This window comes from Flavobacterium cutihirudinis, assembly GCF_003385895.1.
In the GTDB taxonomy this organism is placed as follows: domain Bacteria; phylum Bacteroidota; class Bacteroidia; order Flavobacteriales; family Flavobacteriaceae; genus Flavobacterium; species Flavobacterium cutihirudinis.
The window spans coordinates 550,676-568,978 of sequence record NZ_QRDQ01000007.1; the positions used below are offsets into that span (position 1 = coordinate 550,676).

The 18,303-nt window shown below is 34.7% G+C and carries 15 protein-coding genes; 7 read left to right on the forward strand and 8 right to left on the reverse strand.

Annotation, left to right across the window (positions count from 1 at the left end; translation table 11 throughout):
- Position 1: 1 nt before the first annotated feature.
- The 4 genes from BD847_RS02395 (at position 2) to BD847_RS02410 (ending at position 4,247) form a co-directional block, all read left to right on the forward strand.
- Positions 2–1,825, forward strand: a complete 1,824-nt coding sequence (locus BD847_RS02395) for an adenylate/guanylate cyclase domain-containing protein (RefSeq protein WP_244201547.1) — start codon at positions 2–4, stop codon at positions 1,823–1,825.
- A gap of 145 nt (positions 1,826–1,970) precedes the next feature.
- Positions 1,971–2,828 (forward strand): NAD(P)H-hydrate dehydratase, encoded by an 858-nt coding sequence (locus BD847_RS02400; protein ID WP_115886662.1) that lies wholly within the window; start codon positions 1,971–1,973, stop codon positions 2,826–2,828.
- Positions 2,829–3,091: 263 nt separating this feature from the next.
- Complete coding sequence (locus tag BD847_RS02405; protein ID WP_115886663.1) at positions 3,092–3,874, forward strand: HipA family kinase; 783 nt, start codon at positions 3,092–3,094, stop codon at positions 3,872–3,874.
- Entirely contained in the window at positions 3,864–4,247 is a 384-nt protein-coding gene (locus BD847_RS02410; RefSeq protein WP_115886664.1) for a DUF3037 domain-containing protein, read from the forward strand. The genes BD847_RS02405 and BD847_RS02410 overlap by 11 nt, the downstream gene beginning before the upstream one ends.
- A gap of 280 nt (positions 4,248–4,527) precedes the next feature.
- On the opposite strand, the gene BD847_RS02415 is transcribed toward BD847_RS02410, so the two are convergent.
- From BD847_RS02415 to BD847_RS02425, 3 genes are all read right to left on the reverse strand, one after another.
- Positions 4,528–5,076 carry a HutD family protein gene (locus tag BD847_RS02415; protein WP_115886665.1) on the reverse strand — a complete coding sequence of 183 codons (549 nt, stop codon included), beginning with the start codon at positions 5,074–5,076 and terminating at the stop codon, positions 4,528–4,530.
- A gap of 15 nt (positions 5,077–5,091) precedes the next feature.
- The gene (locus BD847_RS02420; protein WP_244201548.1) at positions 5,092–5,715 is read right to left on the reverse strand and encodes a GNAT family N-acetyltransferase; all 624 of its coding nucleotides are present in this window, start codon (positions 5,713–5,715) and stop codon (positions 5,092–5,094) included.
- A 139-nt stretch (positions 5,716–5,854) separates the two neighbouring features.
- Positions 5,855–6,751 (reverse strand): hypothetical protein, encoded by an 897-nt coding sequence (locus tag BD847_RS02425; protein ID WP_115886666.1) that lies wholly within the window; start codon positions 6,749–6,751, stop codon positions 5,855–5,857.
- Positions 6,752–7,057: 306 nt separating this feature from the next.
- Between BD847_RS02425 and BD847_RS20885 the strand changes: the two genes are divergently transcribed.
- Together BD847_RS20885 and BD847_RS02430 are read left to right on the forward strand one after the other, a co-directional pair.
- Positions 7,058–7,207 carry a hypothetical protein gene (locus BD847_RS20885; RefSeq protein ID WP_208641780.1) on the forward strand — a complete coding sequence of 50 codons (150 nt, stop codon included), beginning with the start codon at positions 7,058–7,060 and terminating at the stop codon, positions 7,205–7,207.
- A gap of 39 nt (positions 7,208–7,246) precedes the next feature.
- Complete coding sequence (locus BD847_RS02430; RefSeq protein WP_208641781.1) at positions 7,247–8,134, forward strand: endonuclease/exonuclease/phosphatase family protein; 888 nt, start codon at positions 7,247–7,249, stop codon at positions 8,132–8,134.
- A gap of 417 nt (positions 8,135–8,551) precedes the next feature.
- On the opposite strand, the gene BD847_RS02435 is transcribed toward BD847_RS02430, so the two are convergent.
- From BD847_RS02435 to thrA, 5 genes are all read right to left on the reverse strand, one after another.
- Positions 8,552–9,289, reverse strand: coding sequence for a hypothetical protein (locus BD847_RS02435; protein WP_115886667.1), 738 nt, complete (start codon positions 9,287–9,289; stop codon positions 8,552–8,554).
- 193 nt (positions 9,290–9,482) lie between these two features.
- Positions 9,483–10,742, reverse strand: a complete 1,260-nt coding sequence (locus tag BD847_RS02440) for a DUF6161 domain-containing protein (RefSeq protein WP_147298490.1) — start codon at positions 10,740–10,742, stop codon at positions 9,483–9,485.
- Positions 10,743–10,976: 234 nt separating this feature from the next.
- Positions 10,977–12,266: a threonine synthase gene (thrC, locus tag BD847_RS02445; protein WP_115886669.1), complete on the reverse strand. Its 1,290-nt coding sequence runs from the start codon at positions 12,264–12,266 to the stop codon at positions 10,977–10,979.
- Positions 12,267–12,612: 346 nt separating this feature from the next.
- The gene (locus tag BD847_RS02450) at positions 12,613–13,533 is read right to left on the reverse strand and encodes a homoserine kinase (RefSeq protein ID WP_115886670.1); all 921 of its coding nucleotides are present in this window, start codon (positions 13,531–13,533) and stop codon (positions 12,613–12,615) included.
- Positions 13,534–13,680: 147 nt separating this feature from the next.
- Positions 13,681–16,128: a bifunctional aspartate kinase/homoserine dehydrogenase I gene (thrA, locus tag BD847_RS02455; protein ID WP_115886671.1), complete on the reverse strand. Its 2,448-nt coding sequence runs from the start codon at positions 16,126–16,128 to the stop codon at positions 13,681–13,683.
- A 639-nt stretch (positions 16,129–16,767) separates the two neighbouring features.
- On the opposite strand from thrA, the gene hutH reads away from it, so the two are divergent.
- Complete coding sequence (gene hutH / locus BD847_RS02460) at positions 16,768–18,282, forward strand: histidine ammonia-lyase (protein ID WP_115886672.1); 1,515 nt, start codon at positions 16,768–16,770, stop codon at positions 18,280–18,282.
- Positions 18,283–18,303: the final 21 nt, after the last annotated feature.

Below are 18,303 nucleotides of genomic sequence, written 5' to 3' on the forward strand. Positions count from 1 at the left end.
CGTGAAGAAACAGATGCAAATTGCTAAAATGTATTTTACGATTTTGATAATCTGTTTTTTATCTATTCTTTGCCATGCTCAGAATCAAAAAACTGCCGACAGTTTGGAGAATGTTTACAAAGAAAACAAACTGTCCGGAGAAGCTAAACTGGAATTGTTGCGGAATCTAGCTTTTAACGAAGTAAGGGATCTTAAATTATCTCTTAAATACGCTGACGAACTCATACGATTATCAAAGGCCGGAAACAACTATCTCTATCTTCATCGCGGTTATTTGCAAAAAGGAAATTCCTATCGTCTTTTGGGAGATTTAAACATGGCTTTGGATGCTTTTTTTAAAAGTAAAGATGCCGCTGTTCAAGCTGATTTTCCTGCTGGAGAAGGCTCTGCAAATATGTCTATTGCCGATGTGTATTCGGTTATGGATAACACTTTAAATGCCCAAATGTATTACAATAAAGCCATTTTGATTCTGAGAAAAACTACCGATACAGTTTCTTTGGCGACAGCCTTATTAAATGCAGGCGAAGAATATTCGAAAAGTAAAAAGTTTGAAAATGCGTTGGCTTATTACAAAGAGTCGGGCGAATTGTTTAAAAAGGCAAATTATTTAATTGGCACGGCTTACAATTTGGGAAATATCGGGATGCTTTATGCCGAGCAGGGAAAAGATGATCTGGCGATGAAGAATATAAATGAAGCCATTGTTATTCTGGAAAAATTAGAAGATTATTATGCTATTTCGGATTATCTGACTTATATGTCCGACATCTATTTAAAACGAAATAATTGGAAAAAAGCTTTGGCTTATGCCGAAGAAAGTTTGAGTTTAGCACAGAAATATGGATTAAAAGAACAGCTGAGCAATTCCAATTTGAAACTTTCAGAATTGTACCAGAAATCGGGTAATTTTAAGGAATCACTTCATTATTTTAAAGATCATATTGTTTATCGCGACAGTGTAAATAATATTGAAATGGTGGAGAAAATGGCCGATATCCGAACAAATGCTGAAGTTGCACAAAAACAAATAGAAGTCAATTTACTCAATCAGCAAAAAAAGACACAGAAAATTATCGCAATTTCATCCATAATTTCATTTGTATTAGTGCTTTTACTGGCTTTTGGATTGTACCGAAGATATAAATTTGTGCATAAAACCAATAAAATTATTGAAAGAGAAAAAAATCGCTCAAACACTTTATTGCTTAATATCTTGCCCGAAGAAACCGCAGCTGAATTGAAAGAAACCGGAAAAGTGCTAGCGAAAAAATTCGAATCGGTAAGTGTACTCTTCACCGATTTTGAAGGATTTACAAGTTATGCAGAGAATTTGCCACCGGAAAAACTGGTTGATACAGTAGATTATTACTTTTCTAAATTTGATGAAATAATCGAAAAATACGATTTGGAAAAAATCAAAACGGTAGGAGATTCCTATATGTGTGCTGGTGGATTGCCTTATCCGTCTGATAATCATGCAACTTTAATGGTTCTTGCTGCCTTGGAAATGCTTAAATTTGTTGAAGACTCGAAATCAAAAACAGATTTTAATGAAACGCGCTTTAATATCAGAATTGGTATTAATTCGGGGCCGGTTGTTGCAGGAATTGTCGGAACTAAAAAATTCGCTTATGATATTTGGGGAGATGCAGTAAATATCGCATCGAGAATGGAATCTAATTCGGAACCCGGAAAAATCAATATTTCTGAAAACACCTATCAATTAATAAAGGACGAATTTAGTTGCAGTTATAGAGGCGAAATTGAAGTGAAAAATAAAGGAATGATGAAAATGTATTTTGTAAACAAACTTTTGAATTGAAAATTTCAGTTAAGCTGAATAAGTTTTTTTGCCACAGATTATAGGATTTAAAGGGTTTTTAATCTGTGGAGAAATAAAAAAATCTTTGTAAATCCTATAATCTGTGGCATAACTTTTTTATAGTCACTCATCAAAAATAATTAGAATGAAAGCTCCATATTTAATTACAAAAGAAGAAGTTCTAAAAATCTACAAACCGGTAAACCCAAAGGCACATAAAGGAATTCAAGGTCATGCCGTGATTATTGCGGGCAGTTATGGTAAAATTGGCGCAGCCGTTTTAGCTTCAAAATCCTGCTTAAAAACGGGTTGCGGTTTAGTCACGACTTTTGTGCCAAAATGTGGCTATCAAATTCTTCAGATTTCTATTCCCGAAGTTATGGTTGTCACCGATGAAAATGCAAATTTCATCACGAATATTCATTTACCATTAATTCCACAAGCGATAGGATTTGGACCCGGAATAGGGCTGGAACTAGCCACACAAAAAGCACTTTTTGAATTTTTAAGAGTAAATAAAGTGCCTTTAGTTTTAGATGCCGATGCTTTAAATATTATTTCAGAAAATATATCGTGGCTGGAATTGGTTCCTGAGGACACAATTCTTACTCCACATCCAAAAGAATTAGAACGTTTAATAGGAAAATGGAATTCAGAATCCGAGAAATTTCAGAAAACAATTTCTTTCTCAGAAAAGTATAAAGTCATCGTCGTCATGAAAGGCGCACCGACATTTATTATAAATAGAACTTCCGTCTACGAAAACACAACCGGAAATGCCGCACTTGCAACAGCGGGAAGCGGCGACACTTTAACCGGAATCCTCACAAGCCTTTTAGCTCAAGGTTACGAACCAAAATATGCTTCAAAATTGGGCGTTTATCTTCATGGCTTAACCGCTGATTTGGCCTTGCCTAAAACGGGTCATGAATCCTTTACAGCTTCTACCATCATTAAATATTTAGGAAAAGCTTTTTTAGAATTAGATAATTTGTCAATTTGATAATTAGATAATAACACGTGCAGTTTGTCATCCTGAGGAACGAAGGATCACACTCGAAACTCCACACAGTAATTTGCCAATCTTTGTAGAGCTTCTAGTGTGATCCTTCGTTCCTCAGGATGACATAAAATGAGAATAAATCTGCTAAATCAATCTGCGAGAACAAAACTTTGCGATTCCGCTCCCGATAGCTATCGGGATTGCAAGATTAAAAAAACTTAGCGCCTTTGTGCCTTCGTGGCAAAAACCGTAGATTTGTATTTATGAAAAACAACTTCGATCTCAGAACGGTAAACGTCATGCGATATATAACGCCACTGCGCGAAGGCGGTTCTTTACCCGCTTTGGCAGAAGCCGATGACGATTTTAAATACGTATTAAAATTTAGAGGAGCCGGTCACGGTGTAAAAGCGCTTATAGCCGAATTAGTTGGCGGACAAATAGCAAAAGCCTTAAAACTTCAATTACCGGAGTTAGTTTTCGCCAATCTAGACGAAGCTTTCGGAAGAACCGAAGCCGACGAAGAAATTCAGGATTTACTACAAGGAAGTCAGGGATTGAATCTGGCGCTTCATTTTTTATCTGGCGCGATTACTTTTGATCCTGTTGTAACGACTGTGGATGCGAAATTAGCGTCGCAAATCGTTTGGTTGGATGCTTATATCACAAACGTAGACAGAACTTTTAAAAACACCAATATGTTAATCTGGCATAAAGAATTATGGCTGATTGATCACGGCGCATGTTTGTATTTCCATCATTCATGGAACAATTGGGAACAACATGCTAAAAGTCCGTTTGCGTTGATAAAAGATCACGTTTTATTGCCTCAGGCTACACTTTTGAAAGAAGTTGATGCCGAATTTAAAGTGATTTTAACGCCACAAGTTTTAGAAGAAATTGTCAATACCATTCCGTTGGACTGGTTGCAATGGGAAGACGCAGATGAAACACCGGAAGCATTGCGAAATGTTTACTTACAGTTTTTAAAGACAAGATTAGAGAATTCAGAAATATTTGTAAATCAGGCTCAAAATGCAAGATAATCACTTATACGAATATGCTGTAATTCGTGTTGTGCCAAGGGTAGAACGCGAAGAATTCCTGAATATCGGAATCATTTTGTTTTGCAAAAAAGCCAAATTTATAAAAGTACTTTTCCACTTGAATAAAGAAAAAATCCAAGCACTTTCTAATGATTTCGACATCGAACAATTAGAATGCAATTTAACTTCATTAGAAAAGATAGCAAAAGGAGCCAAAGACGGAGGTCCAATCGCTGAATTTGAGATTCCGGAGCGTTTTAGATGGTTGACTGCAATTAGAAGTTCTGCGATTCAAACTTCAAGACCGCATCCGGGTTTGTGTCAGGATTTGGAGAAAACGATTCAGAGATTGTTTGAAGAGTTAGTTCTTTAAAGAGGGACAAAGTTACAGAGAGACAAAGTGACAAAGGTTTTCTGTAGAGACGCACTGCAGTGCGTCTAACGTATTGTAAAATTCCGAAAAGAAATGCCAATTTCGATAGAATTTTCCCCCAATCTTATCATTTCGAGGAACGAGAAATCTCCACAAGTGGCTCCGTTACAATAAGCCAATCTTTGTAGAGCTACTCGTGGAGATTTCTCGTTCCTCGAAATGACAAACAGGATGGGAACTTTAACTAAAAAAGCTTAGTGCCTTCGTGGCAAAACAAAAACTAAAAATCCAATATCCCAAAGAGGCATTTATTAGAAAAATGAAGCTTTACATTTTCCTTTTTTTGATTTTCAATGACCAATAAATCATAAGCTTCCATCTGGTATGGTTTATTATTAATTGTAATAACTGTTGCCTCTAAAGAAAATAAAATAATGATTTCAGCATTAGAATTCTGCTCTTTATTTGTTATGATCAGTTTGTGATGGTGGGTTTTTTCAGAAACCATCCAATTAAAATCAATACCTTTTGAATAAGAAGTTACGTCATCATCCGAATTAAACTCCATGATTTCATATTTCTCATAGCATTTTTTCTCTTTGTTTATCTCAATATCTAAACAACCATCAAGCATAACCAAGTATCGGTGATAGCCCTTAAATTTGGTAAATTCTGATGGCGCTTGCTCTATTGTAGCACTGCTTATTCTGAATATAAAATCTCTATCGGCATAGTTTGCTGTTTTCGGATAAATCATATATTCATATGTCAATCCGCCGCTCCAAACAGAGGCTTTGCTACTTTTTTTATGTAAAAGATGGATGTTCATTTGCTATCTAAATTCTTAAAGCTGTTTTTCTAAGAAAATAAATTCCAAAGGTTCTTCGGAAACCGTAACATGAATTCCGCTTTCCGGAAAAGCCTCTCTTTCGCCTGTATCTACATAACCATGTCGTTTGTACCAAGCAATAAGTTCTTCACGAACCGAAATTACCGTCATAATAATAGAAGACAATCCTAAAGATTTAGCATGATTTTCGGCTTCAGCCAAAAGCTTTTTCCCAATTCCACTGTTTTGAAGTTCAGGTGAAACAGTTAACATTCCTAAGTATAATTGATGCCCTTTTTCAACCAATAAAACCGACCCGATGATTTTGTCATTCTCTGTAAACTTCAGAATTGTATTTTTTGGATTCTGAAGTATTTCTGTCATTTCTTCTTCGTCGGTTCTTTTTCCTTCCAATAAATGTGCTTCTGTAGTCCAGCCTTTTTTAGAAGTCTCGCCTCTGTAGGCTGAATTTATTAAGGTGGTTAATGCTGGAATGTCTTGTAATGTTGCTTTTGTAATCATGGTTAAGCGATGCTGAATTATAAGGAATATCTGAATTGCCTCCAGCTTTAGCTGGAGAAACAAAAGTACATTAGAAAATGGCTTTAGCCAAAGTTTTTTAGTTTTGGTTAAAGCCATTTCTTGTGTTTATTTCCGAATGTTCGGTTAAACTATACTCATTCACTTTTAAGCAAATGTTGTTATTCGTAAGTGAAATTATATCTTCTGACTAGTAATTTGCTGCCGTCATTATCCATTAATGTTTGTGTTAATATTGTTAGGTATCCCCGTCCTTGTCATAATTATAATCAAAACCATATTTGTACATAGTTGTGACACCACCCTCAATTTCAGTTTTCATTTTCCATTCTTTTAAATGAAGCCATTTTATAAAATCGTATCTAAAAATGGGCTCGCTCGAATAGATTCCTGCTTTGTTGTAGTCTACAGTAACCTCGTCAGTAGTTTTTGTAATTCGGTCTTTAATATTCTTAATAGTACCATTATCAGTACGGGTAACTGTAATGTAGCCCTTTTGGTTATCTATTGTCTCTATAAAAATTTTATCGCCCACGTAACTATAGGTAGTTTTTGTTTCAGTTTGGCCATAATGGGTTTCATAGTTATCGTCTGTATTATAAGTTAATAATAGTTGGCTATATGGATAAACGCCTTCTTGTTTTATTAAACGTCCAATTTCGTCGTAATATAAATTTAATAGTGTTCCATTTTGATCTGTTTTTTTTTTGATATATCCTTTGCTATTAAGCTCAACTGTTTCATTAGGATTAGTAGCATTAATTAATTCATCAGCGTTATTGTACTGAAATTTAGCGGCACTAAAAAAGTCAACCCAATTACTTTTTTTATCCATAGCACTTAATCTTCCTTTTGAGTCGTAGGAAAAACTTATTTCAGTAACATCTTTTTTGACTTCATTTCCAAGATCATCCTGACTTATAGTGGCAATTATAGTTTGTATGATACTTTTAAAATTTTCTTTTTTTGGAAAAAGTTTTACAGCTGGTCTGAATAGTTTCTGGTTCGGCAATCTCGGATCGACAACTTCAGGCGTTGTTGTCGTTGGATCTTGTTTACCCGAATCTTCATTAGAAGAACAGCTAACAAAAAATGTTGTAGTAATAAATAGAATTAGAGCGGCAATTTTTTTCATTTTAGTTTTAACGTTAGTAAGCTATTAGTACGATTATAAAAAATGTAAAATTAAATTACATTTTCATCTTTTTTGTACGGGAACCCGTAAAACGAGATTTTTTTAAACGCTGTCTTGAACTAAGATTTTGTGTTTGCTGCTTATACACTTGCGCTAATGATAATGAAGTTTTTAGGAATTGAAGATTTTCTAGTTATTTCATTAAATAAACTTTTTCAACTGATTTATATTATAATGTATATTTGAGTCTAACAAATCAATAACCTAGTCGAGAGAAAATCCCGATCTAATTTTTAAGATATTTCAATGAAAAATAAACTAGTATTCCTTACTTTTTTGCTGTTTTTTGGAACAGCTATTGGTTCTTTATCTGCTTTCAGTGCAAAAGAAACGATTATGTCTTCAACAGAAAACAATTTTAAAGGACAGTTAAAAGTACTTTCTTTAAATACCTGACAGGAAGGAACTTCGGTAAAAGGAGGTTTTGATGCGATAGTGGAAGTAATTCTTCAATCAGAAGCCGATGTCGTTTTCCTGAGTGAAGTGCGCAATTATAAAGGAGTGTTGTTTGTGCCACATCTTTTGGAAGCCCTAAAAGCGAAAGGCGCGACTTTTTATGGTTCTAGTCTCAAAACGGATGCATGTATTTTGTCCAAATTTCCTATCGAGTCTACAGCATCGATAAGTTCAGAATCGGTTACCAAATGTATGATCAGGTTGAACAAGAAAACCAGTGTTGCCGTATATGCAGCGCATTTAGATTATACGCATTACGCTTGTTATTTGCCGAGAGGTTACGACGGAATTAACTGGGAAAAATTACCGGAACCCATTTTAGATACCGAAAAAATTCTGAAACAAAATATCGATTCGCAACGTGACGAAGAAATAGCACTTTTTGTAAAAGATGCTCAAGTAGAACGTCAAAAAGGAAATCTGGTGCTTCTAGGAGGTGATTTTAATGAACCTTCGCATTTAGATTGGACAGCAGCAACAAAAGATTTATTTGATCATAACGGCGTTATTGTTCCGTGGCACACCAGTGTAACGCTTAAAAATAATGGATTTCTGGATGCTTACAGAGTAAAATATCCTGATCCGGTTAAAAATCCGGGATTTACCTGGCCAGCTTATAACACTGATGTGGAGTTGTCAAAACTATTATGGGCGAAAGACGCCGATGAAAGAGATCGTATTGACTTTATCTATTTCTATCCAAATAAAAAGCTTTCGCTAAAAGATGCTGTAATTGTTGGACCTGTAGCAAGTATAATAAAAGGAAAAGGAGTGGAGACTCCCGACGGAGATATGTTTTTAAAACCAAACGGTATATGGCCGTCAGATCATAAAGGGGTTTTGGCTACTTTTTCGATTGCTGATTAACTTGAAACTTTGAAGTTGTGCGAAGTCTTAGGCTGTGCAAAGTCTCCTGACTTTGTACAGCGAAAATCATTGTAATCTAATGCATAATTTAAATCTCGGATTACGTTCTTTCATGCATCATTTAGGTTCTGAACCCCATCGTTTAGGTTCAGAACTCCATCGTTCAGGTTCGGAACCTCAAATTTGACGTCCGGAACCCCAAATTTGAGCCTCATGACGTCAAATTTTACGTCAGGCAACGTATATTTTGAGGTTCGTGACGTCAAATTTGAGGCTCGGAACCGAAAAATTGGGGTAAACAACCTCAACTATGGATGTTGGGACGTCATTTATGTAGAAAATTGGTCTATTTGTTAGTGCGAGCGTGTGTCTCGCTCTTAGTGGCAAAGATTTGTTTTTTATTTATGTTTTTGATTATTAAATGGAGTTCTCATCAGATTCTATTTGCTTTAATCTTTTATTGATGAGTTTGATCATTTTTTTGTAGAGAATATTCAATTTTTTAAACTGTTCAATACTGTCATCGGAGCTCTTTTTTTGTAAAGAATAGGTTTCTTCTCTGAGTGAATTCCTTATTAAGGTTTGTTTGGCAAAATCACTTTGCGCTTGACTTAACTCGAATTCAGCTTTTGAATATTTATAATGAAGTTCATTTACCGCCTTTGTCAAAATAAATTCTAATTCTATTATGCTGATAACTAAGTCTTTTTTTAAGTCAATAAATTCTTGATCTTGCATGAATAATGTTAAATGAGCTTCAGCTAAATCACTATCGTACTGTCTTTTGGCAAATTCTTTTAAGGATTGCTTTATTTCTTGATAATTGTTTATGTCATAATTTGAAAAACTAAAGCGTATCAAATAGTAAAACCATGCTGCAATATGTTTATTGAATGCGAAAAGAGCTTCGCGTTCTGCGTTCTTTAAATTTAAACGATGTTGATTATTAAATGAAATTTGTGCTTTTAATATTTCATTTTGCTTTAATAAATCTGATTTTATATTTTCGACTATTTCTGTTATTTCTCCAATATCTTCCTTTGTGGCTTGATTTGTTGCTTTTGTTTCAAAATATTTTGGCCAAAAATTTTTGAATATATAAAAAAATGCAAGCGAAAATAATATGAGTAAAAAATTATAAAAGTATTTCTCCATTTTTTATTTAGTTATTTTTTGTGTCTGCTATTTAAATCGATAATTTTTCCCTGCTGACGCCAGCTGTCTTGCTAGTAAACATTATCATTATATAAGTATTTTCAGAACGAGATGGGTAAATTAGTGAAAATTTTGTAATTAAGGATTTTAAAATGTAATTGGTTTTATCGTAATATTCAATAAGTAAAACTCATCATTTTCCACCACTAAAAAATTTGCCTACCAAATCATTTGGCATTGTTGGTGACGAATCTTCTTTGAGTAAACCGGTATCTGCTCTACTAAATAATGATTGCATAATTAATTTTTTCTCTTCTGAATCAATTTCAGATTCTTTTAATAAGGCGAGATAGAAATAAGTTAAAGTATGTCTTTCTTCTGAATCTCTTGCTAAGTGGAAAGAACTAAACATTACTTTGGAAACTGCTTTTATGCAGAAAGCAAGAAAAGCGATTAATGTTATGTATATTATTGACCATCTAATTGCTGCACTATGATCACCTTTAAAATAGCTTGTAAATATCTGCTCCGGACTTCGCCATAGCAACTCATTTAACGAATCGCAAACTAATAAAACTAAAATAATTAGACAAGTAAGCGCAATCCAGCCTTGTCGTCTTAATTTTTTAGCTCTTTCTGACCAGTAAGTTGCAGGTCCTTCTAGTTTTAATTTTTCTTTATAAGTTTTTTCTAACTCTCCTATCTTTAGTTTTGAATCTTTGTCAAAAGTTTCAAATTCCCCTTTGGTATTAATAAACCAATCTGAATAAGTTTTTTCTTTATCTGTTTGAAAATCATCAATTCTTTTTACATATTCATCATATTTATCTGATCCGTCTTTCAAATGATCTACTAATTGTTTATCAAGTTCCGGTAATCGATTTTTAAAATTATTTTTAAGTTGTTGAAGAGATGTTTTTTCAGCGCTTACTCTTTCAGATAATTTGTTTTCCTTAGATTTAAATTCATATGCGGCTAAATATCCTTCAAATATTTTTTTGTTGTTTATATGCTGGTTAAGGTCACCAATTAAATATGTAAAAGCGCCAAGAAAAGATGTTTGATTAGATTGATAAACTCTTAATAGAAAATCAACTTCAGGAGAATCATAAGTAAAAATATTTGTATTTCTCCGATTAATATTATTAAGCACGTTTACAAAATTAGAATCTAAGTCTGAATCATCTTCTATAGCAGAATATGATTCAACAAAATTTTCAATTTCTTGTTTTTTACTTATAAAATAATTTTTTGAATCAATAAGTTCCGTTGGTAAATTTTCAAATTCTTCCCAGCCAGAAATTTGTTCATCGAGAAATTTGTGATATGAAGCTAGACCTTTAAAGTTTTGAGTTGAATTAAGAGTCGGAAACGAGATATTAATTTCTACAGAATTAAACCAATTGAAATTGGTCATCTCGGTTATTCGCTTTTTAAATTGTTTTGTTTCCATTGAGTTTAACTAAATTAATCGTTGCTTTTTTAATTTAACATGGATCGATGATTATTATTTCATTTTCTTGTTTCTCAAATATATGTTTTTTTTCTTCCCAATTTTTAAAATTATAATATTGAGGGATAGGGCACTTTCTTGATTCTAAGGATAATAGTTTATGAGTGTTTTAAAAAAAAATCGGTTGAAAACAAAATTCAACCGATTTTTTTTAAGCTTAAAAGAACAAATAAATTACCCTAAGAATTCCTTCAATTCCTCATAACTCTTAATTTTCACACTAACTTTCTCCTCATTAATAACACTCTCAATCTGACCAGGAATCGGAAGTGTAATGCCTAAAGCAGGTTCAACAACATCCAAAAACTTTATAGGATGCGCCGTTTCTAAGAAAATTCCAATAGCATTGCTATGTTTCTCCAATTCTTTTTTCAAACCTAAATAACCAACAGCACCATGCGGTTCTGCGATATAACCGTCTGTGTAATAAATGTTTTTTAGAGCAACTAATGTTTCTTCATCAGTATAACTATAAGAAGAGAAGTCTTTTTCGAAAGCTTTTAAGTCATTGTTGTACAATTCCTGAATCCTAATAAAGTTGCTTGGGTTTCCAACGTCCATGGCGTTAGAGATTGTTGCTTTAGAAGGTTTTGGATCGTATTTTCCGTTTTCTAAGAATCTTGGCACCGTGTCATTTACGTTTGTAGACGCTACAAAATGCTCAATTGGCAAACCTAATTTCTTTGCCATAATTCCGGCGCAGATATTCCCGAAGTTCCCGCTTGGGCAAGAGAAAACTAAAGGTTTGTTTTGGCTTTTCAACGCTTTGTAAGCAAAGAAGAAATAGAACATTTGCGGTAACCAGCGCGCAATATTAATAGAGTTTGCCGAAGTCAGGTTTTTATGCGCTAAAGTTTCATCTAAAAACGCTTTTTTTACCATATCCTGACAATCATCAAAAACACCGTCAACTTCAAGCGCTTTAATGTTTTGCCCTAAAGTGGTCAATTGTTTTTCCTGAATATCGCTCACTTTTCCTGACGGATATAAAATGACAACATCAACGCCGTCAACGCCTAAAAATCCACTGGCAACAGCTCCGCCAGTATCTCCGGAAGTGGCTACCAAAACGGTGTTTTTAGCGTCTTTTTTATCTTTATTGAAATAACCCAAACAACGTGACATAAAACGCGCTCCAACGTCTTTAAACGCCATTGTAGGACCGTGAAATAATTCTAACGAATAGATTCCGTCTTCGACTTTCACCACCGGAAAATCAAAAACTAAAGTCTCGGCAATGATTTCTTTTAATTTATCTGCAGGTATTTCATCGCCAACGAATTGTTTGATCGCTTCAAAAGCGATTTCTTCGTGGCTTAAACTTTCGATTTTATCAAAAAATGAAGGATCAAGCGGTGTAATACTTTCTGGGAAATATAATCCTTTGTCAGTGGCTAATCCTTGTATAACAGCTTCTTTGAAAGAAACTTTTGGGGCATTATGGTTTAAACTGTAGTATTTCATTTCTATGGCTTTAGGCTGTAAGCAATATGCTTTAGGCTTTTCCTATGTTTGCTTATAGCTTTTGTTTTTTATTTTTAATTATCTCTTCGTTTTGTCAGGCTGAGCGGTCCCGAGGCTTCGGGAGAAGCCCCGCAACGTATAGACATAAAGTAAATTCTCGACGTTTGTCATTTCGAGGAACGAGAAATCGCACTCGAAACTCCGTATAGAAATTCGCCAATCTTTGTCGGCATACTAGTGTGATTTCTCCTTACGTCGAAATGACAAACTGAACGTGCTATACTTTGCGGGGCTTCTCCCGAAGCCTCGGGACCGCTCAGCCTGACAAACTTGTCTTAATACTTCTTTACAAAATTCTTACGCCGTCTGGATTAATCTTCGAAACATGAATTTCATACGGTAAATTCATTTTTTCGTAAACGTCGCTCATGGCTTTTGCGATTTTTTCAGCGGTATCTTTTCCTCGGCTTAAAGCGAAAATAGATGGACCAGAACCTGAAATTCCAGAACCTAACGCGCCGTTTTCGTAAGCCGTTTGTTTTATCTGGTCGAATCCCGGAATTAAAACACTTCTTAAAGGCTCAACGATTTCGTCGTGAAGCGATCTACCGATTAATTCGTAATCTTTGGTGTATAAACCAGCGACCAATCCGCCTACATTTCCCCATTGCATAATCGCGCTTTTAAGGGAAACGTTCTGTTTTAAAACCGAACGAGCATCAGATGTTTTCAATTCAATCTGCGGGTGAACAACCGTTGCGTATAATTCTTCCGGACTGTCAATTCTGATAATATCAAGCGGCGCATAACTTCTCACCAAAGTAAATCCGCCTAAAAGGGCAGGAGCAACGTTGTCGGCATGCGCGTTTCCGCTGGCTAATTTCTCGCCCTGCATCGCAAACTGAACCAAATCTTTACGAGAATAAGGTCTTCCTAATAATTCATTAATTCCGAAAACCGCTCCGGCAGAACTTGCAGCACTGCTTCCGATTCCGCTTCCAGCTTTTATGTTTTTGTAAATTTCGATTTCGAATCCAAAATCCAATTCGTCTAAAGTTTCTAACATCGCCAAAGCCGCAACTCCGGAAACGTTTTTCTCGGTTTCCAAAGGCAAATCGGCACCGACAATTTTAGTGATTCGAACTCCTTTTTGATCGACTTTTCGAACAATCATTTCATCGCCCGCATTGTCTAAGCAAAGTCCAAGTACGTCAAATCCGCACGAGAGGTTTGCGATAGTTGCTGGGCAAAATAGTTTTATTTCCATCTTTTTAAAGGTTCAGAGTGGCAAAGGCTCAGAGGTTCAGAGGTTTTTGCAACTCTATATTTTATATTTAGGTTAAGGTTCAAAGAGGCAGAAAGACAAAGAGAAAAAACCTTTGTCCCTTTGCGCCTTTGAACCTTTGTCCCTTTACTAAACATTTCCAATTCTAATAACGTCTGCAAAAATTCCTGATGCTGTTACCGCAGCTCCGGCTCCGGCTCCTTTGATCAATAAAGGCTGATCTACGTAACGGTCTGTGTAGAACAAAACGATATTATCTTTTCCTTCTAAATTGTAAAAAGGATGATCTTTTGGGATGAATTGCAGTCCAACGCTTGCTTTTCCGTTTTCGAATTGCGCCACGTATTTCAATCTTGAATCTTTTGCTAAAGCTTCATTATAAATACCTTCAAAATGTGAAGCATGTTTGATTAACGAAGCAAAAAAGTCTTCGTTGTTTGTTGTTGCTAAACATTCTACCGGTAAAAACGATTCGTTTGCGATAGCATCAATATCCATTTCGTAACCGCTTTCGCGAATTAAAATCAGGATTTTACGAGCCACATCAACACCGCTTAAGTCGATTTTCGGATCTGGTTCTGTGAAACCTTGAACTCCGGCTTCTTTCACCACATCGTGGAAAGAATTGTCTTTGTCGAAATTGTTGAAAATGAAATTCAAACTTCCTGATAAAACCGCCTGAATTTTATGCACTTTATCACCAGAAGCAATAAGATTTTTTACAGTATCAATAATTGGTAATCCCGCACCAACATTCGTTTCAAATAAAAACGGAGCGTTGTATTGGCGAGATAAGCTTTTTAGTTTTTTATAATTGTCGTACGCAGATGAACAAGCAATTTTGTTACAAGTTACAACCGCAATACTTTCTTTTAAGAATTTCTCATACATTTCAGATACGTTTGCATTTGCTGTGATATCAACAAAAATGCTGTTACGTAAATTCAGTTCTTTGGCGCGTGCGATGAATTCTGTCGGAATTGCAGCTTCTCCTTTTTCTAAAGTCGATTGCCAGTCTTTTAATGAAATTCCGTCCTCATCAAAAATCATTTTTCTTGAATTTGACAACGCAATTACGCGAACATTGATTTTTAAAACCTCTTTTAAAAATTTTCTCTGATTGTGAATCTGTTCGATGAATTTTTCGCCCACATTTCCAACTCCCATTACGAATAAATTCAGCTGTTTTGTGTTTTCTTCAAAGAAGTTTTCGTGTAAAGTATTCAATGCTTTTTTAACGTCTCTTTCGTTAATCACAGTCGAAATATTTCTTTCAGAAGCACCTTGCGCAATCGCACGGATATTTACGTTGTTTTTTCCTAAAGTAGAGAACATTCTTCCGCTTAAACCTTGGTGATTTTTCATGTTTTCACCAACCAAAGCAATGATGCAAAGGTCTTTTTCGACATAACATGGATCGATTTTGTTCTGTGAAATTTCGACTTCAAAAGCACTGTTAATCGCAGCTTCAGCATTATCAGCATCCGAATTTAAAATCCCGATACAAATTGAATGCTCAGAAGAAGCCTGAGTAATAAAAATCACGTTGATTTTTTCCTGAGACAATACTTCGAACAAACGTCTTGACGAACCTGCAACTCCAATCATTCCAGGACCTTCAAGTGTCAATAACGAAATATTATCAATATGACTAATTCCTTTTACAACAGTATCTTTTGATAAAACAACATCAGAAATCAAAGTTCCTTCGGCCTCTGGCTCAAAAGTATTTTTGATTAAAATCGGAATATTTTTTCTCAAAACAGGCTGAATTGTTGGCGGATACAAAACTTTGGCACCAAAATGTGACAATTCCATTGCTTCCTGATACGAGATGTTTGCAATTGGTCTTGCTTGTTTTACGATTTTCGGATTTGCAGTAAACATTCCGTTTACGTCAGTCCAGATTTCCAATTGTTCAGCATCGATTGCTCCGGCGATAATTGCAGCAGTATAATCAGATCCGCCGCGTCCTAAAGTCGAAGTGATTCCGTCTAAAGTTTGTGCGATAAATCCAGGAAGAATATTGATTTTTGCTTCATTTTGAGCAAAATAATCTTTAATTAATTGATTCGAAACTTCAAAATTCACAACTGCTTTTCCAAAATCGGCATTGGTTTTAATCAATTCGCGACTGTCTTTGTAAATCGCATCGTTATTGATTTGCTGATACGCTTTCGCTATAATAAAAGAAGACAATAATTCTCCAAAACTTAATATAGTATCAGAAGTTCTTGGTGATAATTCGCCTAAAAGGAAACAACCGTCCAATAAAGTTTCTAAATGATTGATAATTCTTTTTACGTGGCTCAACAAACTGCTTTGTTCGCTTACCGGAATCAATTCTTTTAGAGTGTCAAGGTGTTTTTTCTCGATTTCTGCAACGACTTCTCTAAAACTTTCGTCGTTTGCTGCTGCTTTTGCTGCCGCCAGCTGAAGCAAATCGGTTACTTTGCTTAATGCTGAAACTACTACAACCAGTTTATCTTTTTCAGCTTTTTGTTTAACAATTTCGAGAACGAGTTTTATATTTTGAGCATTGGCAACCGAAGTTCCGCCAAATTTTAATACTTTCATTTTTGTGATATTTTTTATAAGGTGCAAAGATTTTGAGTAACAAATGTTCAATGATTATCAACTGTGAACTGAAACTGAAAACTGCGACTTTTTTTCTTTGTAAATGTTTTTCATGTGTCCAGTAACTCTCTTCTTTCAAGAAAAAAGTATAGGTAACCTAGGATTATATGTAAAAATGTATACCCCTAAGGGGTAGTAGTTGTTGTAGTAGAAATCGTGGTAGCAGCAATCGCAGTTCTAGTTTGAACTGTCATTGTAGATTGATATTTTGTGCTGTTACTTTTCATTTTTGATTTTTCAAAAGTACAGCTTTTAAGTAGGATTAAAAATTCTTGGTGTCTTTTTACGAATATTTTAATAATTCAAATCTCAAAAAATCAATATTGAGTATTTGTTAAAATTAAATATGCTAAATTGAAGTTTTGATAGAATTAGGGATTGTTTTTTTTCGAATGTGCCCTGACAATTAGCTGATTTTAAATAAAAAGCTTAACAAAAAACTATTTAAAGCCCTTTTGTCGGGATTACGAATTAGTTAAAAGTGAAAAACGGCGCCATCCTAAATTTTAATTATTGTGACAAAATGTTGCTTTTTAATATTGATTTGTTGAATTTTGACGTCTTAAATTTAAAATAATCATGAGAGAGATTCATTATATAAGTACTGAGACCATAACTTTAGAAACATTACAAGAGATTTTAAGCAATAATAAAATGCTTGAATTATCAGAAGAAGCAAAAGTAAACGTTCAGAAATGTCGTGATTATCTTGACAAAAAAATGTCAACACATTCTGCACCGATTTACGGAATCAATACTGGTTTTGGATCACTTTACAGCGTAAAAATCTCAAATGAAAATTTATCTAAGCTTCAGGAAAACTTAGTGAAATCGCATGCTTGCGGAACAGGAGAAGAAGTTCCGGCAGAGATTGTGAAAATGATGCTTTTGCTAAAGATTCAGTCATTAAGCTACGGACATTCTGGAGTTCAGTTGATTACTTTGCAGCGTTTAGTTGATTTTTATAACAATGACATTCTTCCAATAATCTATACACAAGGTTCACTTGGTGCTTCTGGCGATTTGGCACCTTTAGCACATTTATCTTTGCCTTTATTAGGAGAAGGCGAAGTTCTTTTTGAAGGAAAGAAAGTGGCTTCCGCCGAAGTTTTAAAACAGTTTAATTGGGAACCGATTGTTTTGTTGTCTAAAGAAGGTTTGGCTTTGCTGAACGGAACTCAGTTTATGAGTGCATATGGAGCACATATTTTAATTAAAGCATACAAATATTCATATTTAGCTGATTTAATCGGAACAATTTCTTTGGAAGGTTTTGATGGAAGAATCGAACCTTTTAATGAATTGATACATTATATACGTCCACACAAAGGACAAATTGTAACCGCGCAGCGCATCGCTGAATTTTTAGACGGAAGTGAAATTATCGCTCAGGAGAAGAAACACGTTCAGGATCCGTATTCTTTCCGTTGTATGCCACAGGTTCATGGCGCTTCAAAAGATGCTATCGATTATGTTCGAAAAGTATTTAAAACCGAGATTAATTCAGTTACAGACAATCCAAACATATTTGTAGAAGCCGATCAGATTATTTCAGGAGGAAATTTTCATGGACAACCATTGGCTTTAGCTTTAGATTTTATGGCAATTGCTTTAGCAGAATTAGGAAGTATTTCTGAAAGAAGAACCTATCAGTTAATTTCAGGATTAAGAAACCTTCCGGCATTTTTAGTTGATAATCCGGGATTGAATTCAGGGTTTATGATTCCACAATACACTGCGGCAAGTATTGCTAGTCAGAATAAACAATTGGCAACTCCGTCGAGTATTGACAGTATTGTTTCGAGTAACGGACAAGAAGATCATGTAAGTATGGGGGCAAACGGTGCCACAAAAGCCTTACGAATTTTAGATAATCTGGAGCGTATTTTAGCCATTGAATTATTGAATGCTTCGCAGGCTATTGCATACAGAAATCCTTTAAAATCAAGTGATTTTATAGAAATGTTTTTAAGCAGTTATCGTGAAGTTGTGCCTTTGGTTAAGGAAGACAGAATCTTACATTATGATATTGAAAATACAGTTTCGTTCCTGAATAGTTTCCAAATTGAAAACGATTTGTTAACAATGGCTTAACATTATAGAATATTAATGAAG

Coding starts and splice junctions, on each gene's coding strand:
- BD847_RS02425 (WP_115886666.1), bottom strand. CDS start 6,751: ATGAAAAAAATTGCCGCTCTAATTCTATTTATTACTACAACATTTTTT.
- BD847_RS20885 (WP_208641780.1), top strand. CDS start 7,058: ATGAAAAATAAACTAGTATTCCTTACTTTTTTGCTGTTTTTTGGAACA.
- BD847_RS02440 (WP_147298490.1), bottom strand. CDS start 10,742: ATGGAAACAAAACAATTTAAAAAGCGAATAACCGAGATGACCAATTTC.
- BD847_RS02410 (WP_115886664.1), top strand. CDS start 3,864: ATGCAAGATAATCACTTATACGAATATGCTGTAATTCGTGTTGTGCCA.
- BD847_RS02420 (WP_244201548.1), bottom strand. CDS start 5,715: ATGGCTTTAACCAAAACTAAAAAACTTTGGCTAAAGCCATTTTCTAAT.
- BD847_RS02400 (WP_115886662.1), top strand. CDS start 1,971: ATGAAAGCTCCATATTTAATTACAAAAGAAGAAGTTCTAAAAATCTAC.
- BD847_RS02405 (WP_115886663.1), top strand. CDS start 3,092: ATGAAAAACAACTTCGATCTCAGAACGGTAAACGTCATGCGATATATA.
- hutH (WP_115886672.1), top strand. CDS start 16,768: ATGAGAGAGATTCATTATATAAGTACTGAGACCATAACTTTAGAAACA.
- thrA (WP_115886671.1), bottom strand. CDS start 16,128: ATGAAAGTATTAAAATTTGGCGGAACTTCGGTTGCCAATGCTCAAAAT.
- BD847_RS02415 (WP_115886665.1), bottom strand. CDS start 5,076: ATGAACATCCATCTTTTACATAAAAAAAGTAGCAAAGCCTCTGTTTGG.
- thrC (WP_115886669.1), bottom strand. CDS start 12,266: ATGAAATACTACAGTTTAAACCATAATGCCCCAAAAGTTTCTTTCAAA.
- BD847_RS02435 (WP_115886667.1), bottom strand. CDS start 9,289: ATGGAGAAATACTTTTATAATTTTTTACTCATATTATTTTCGCTTGCA.
- BD847_RS02450 (WP_115886670.1), bottom strand. CDS start 13,533: ATGGAAATAAAACTATTTTGCCCAGCAACTATCGCAAACCTCTCGTGC.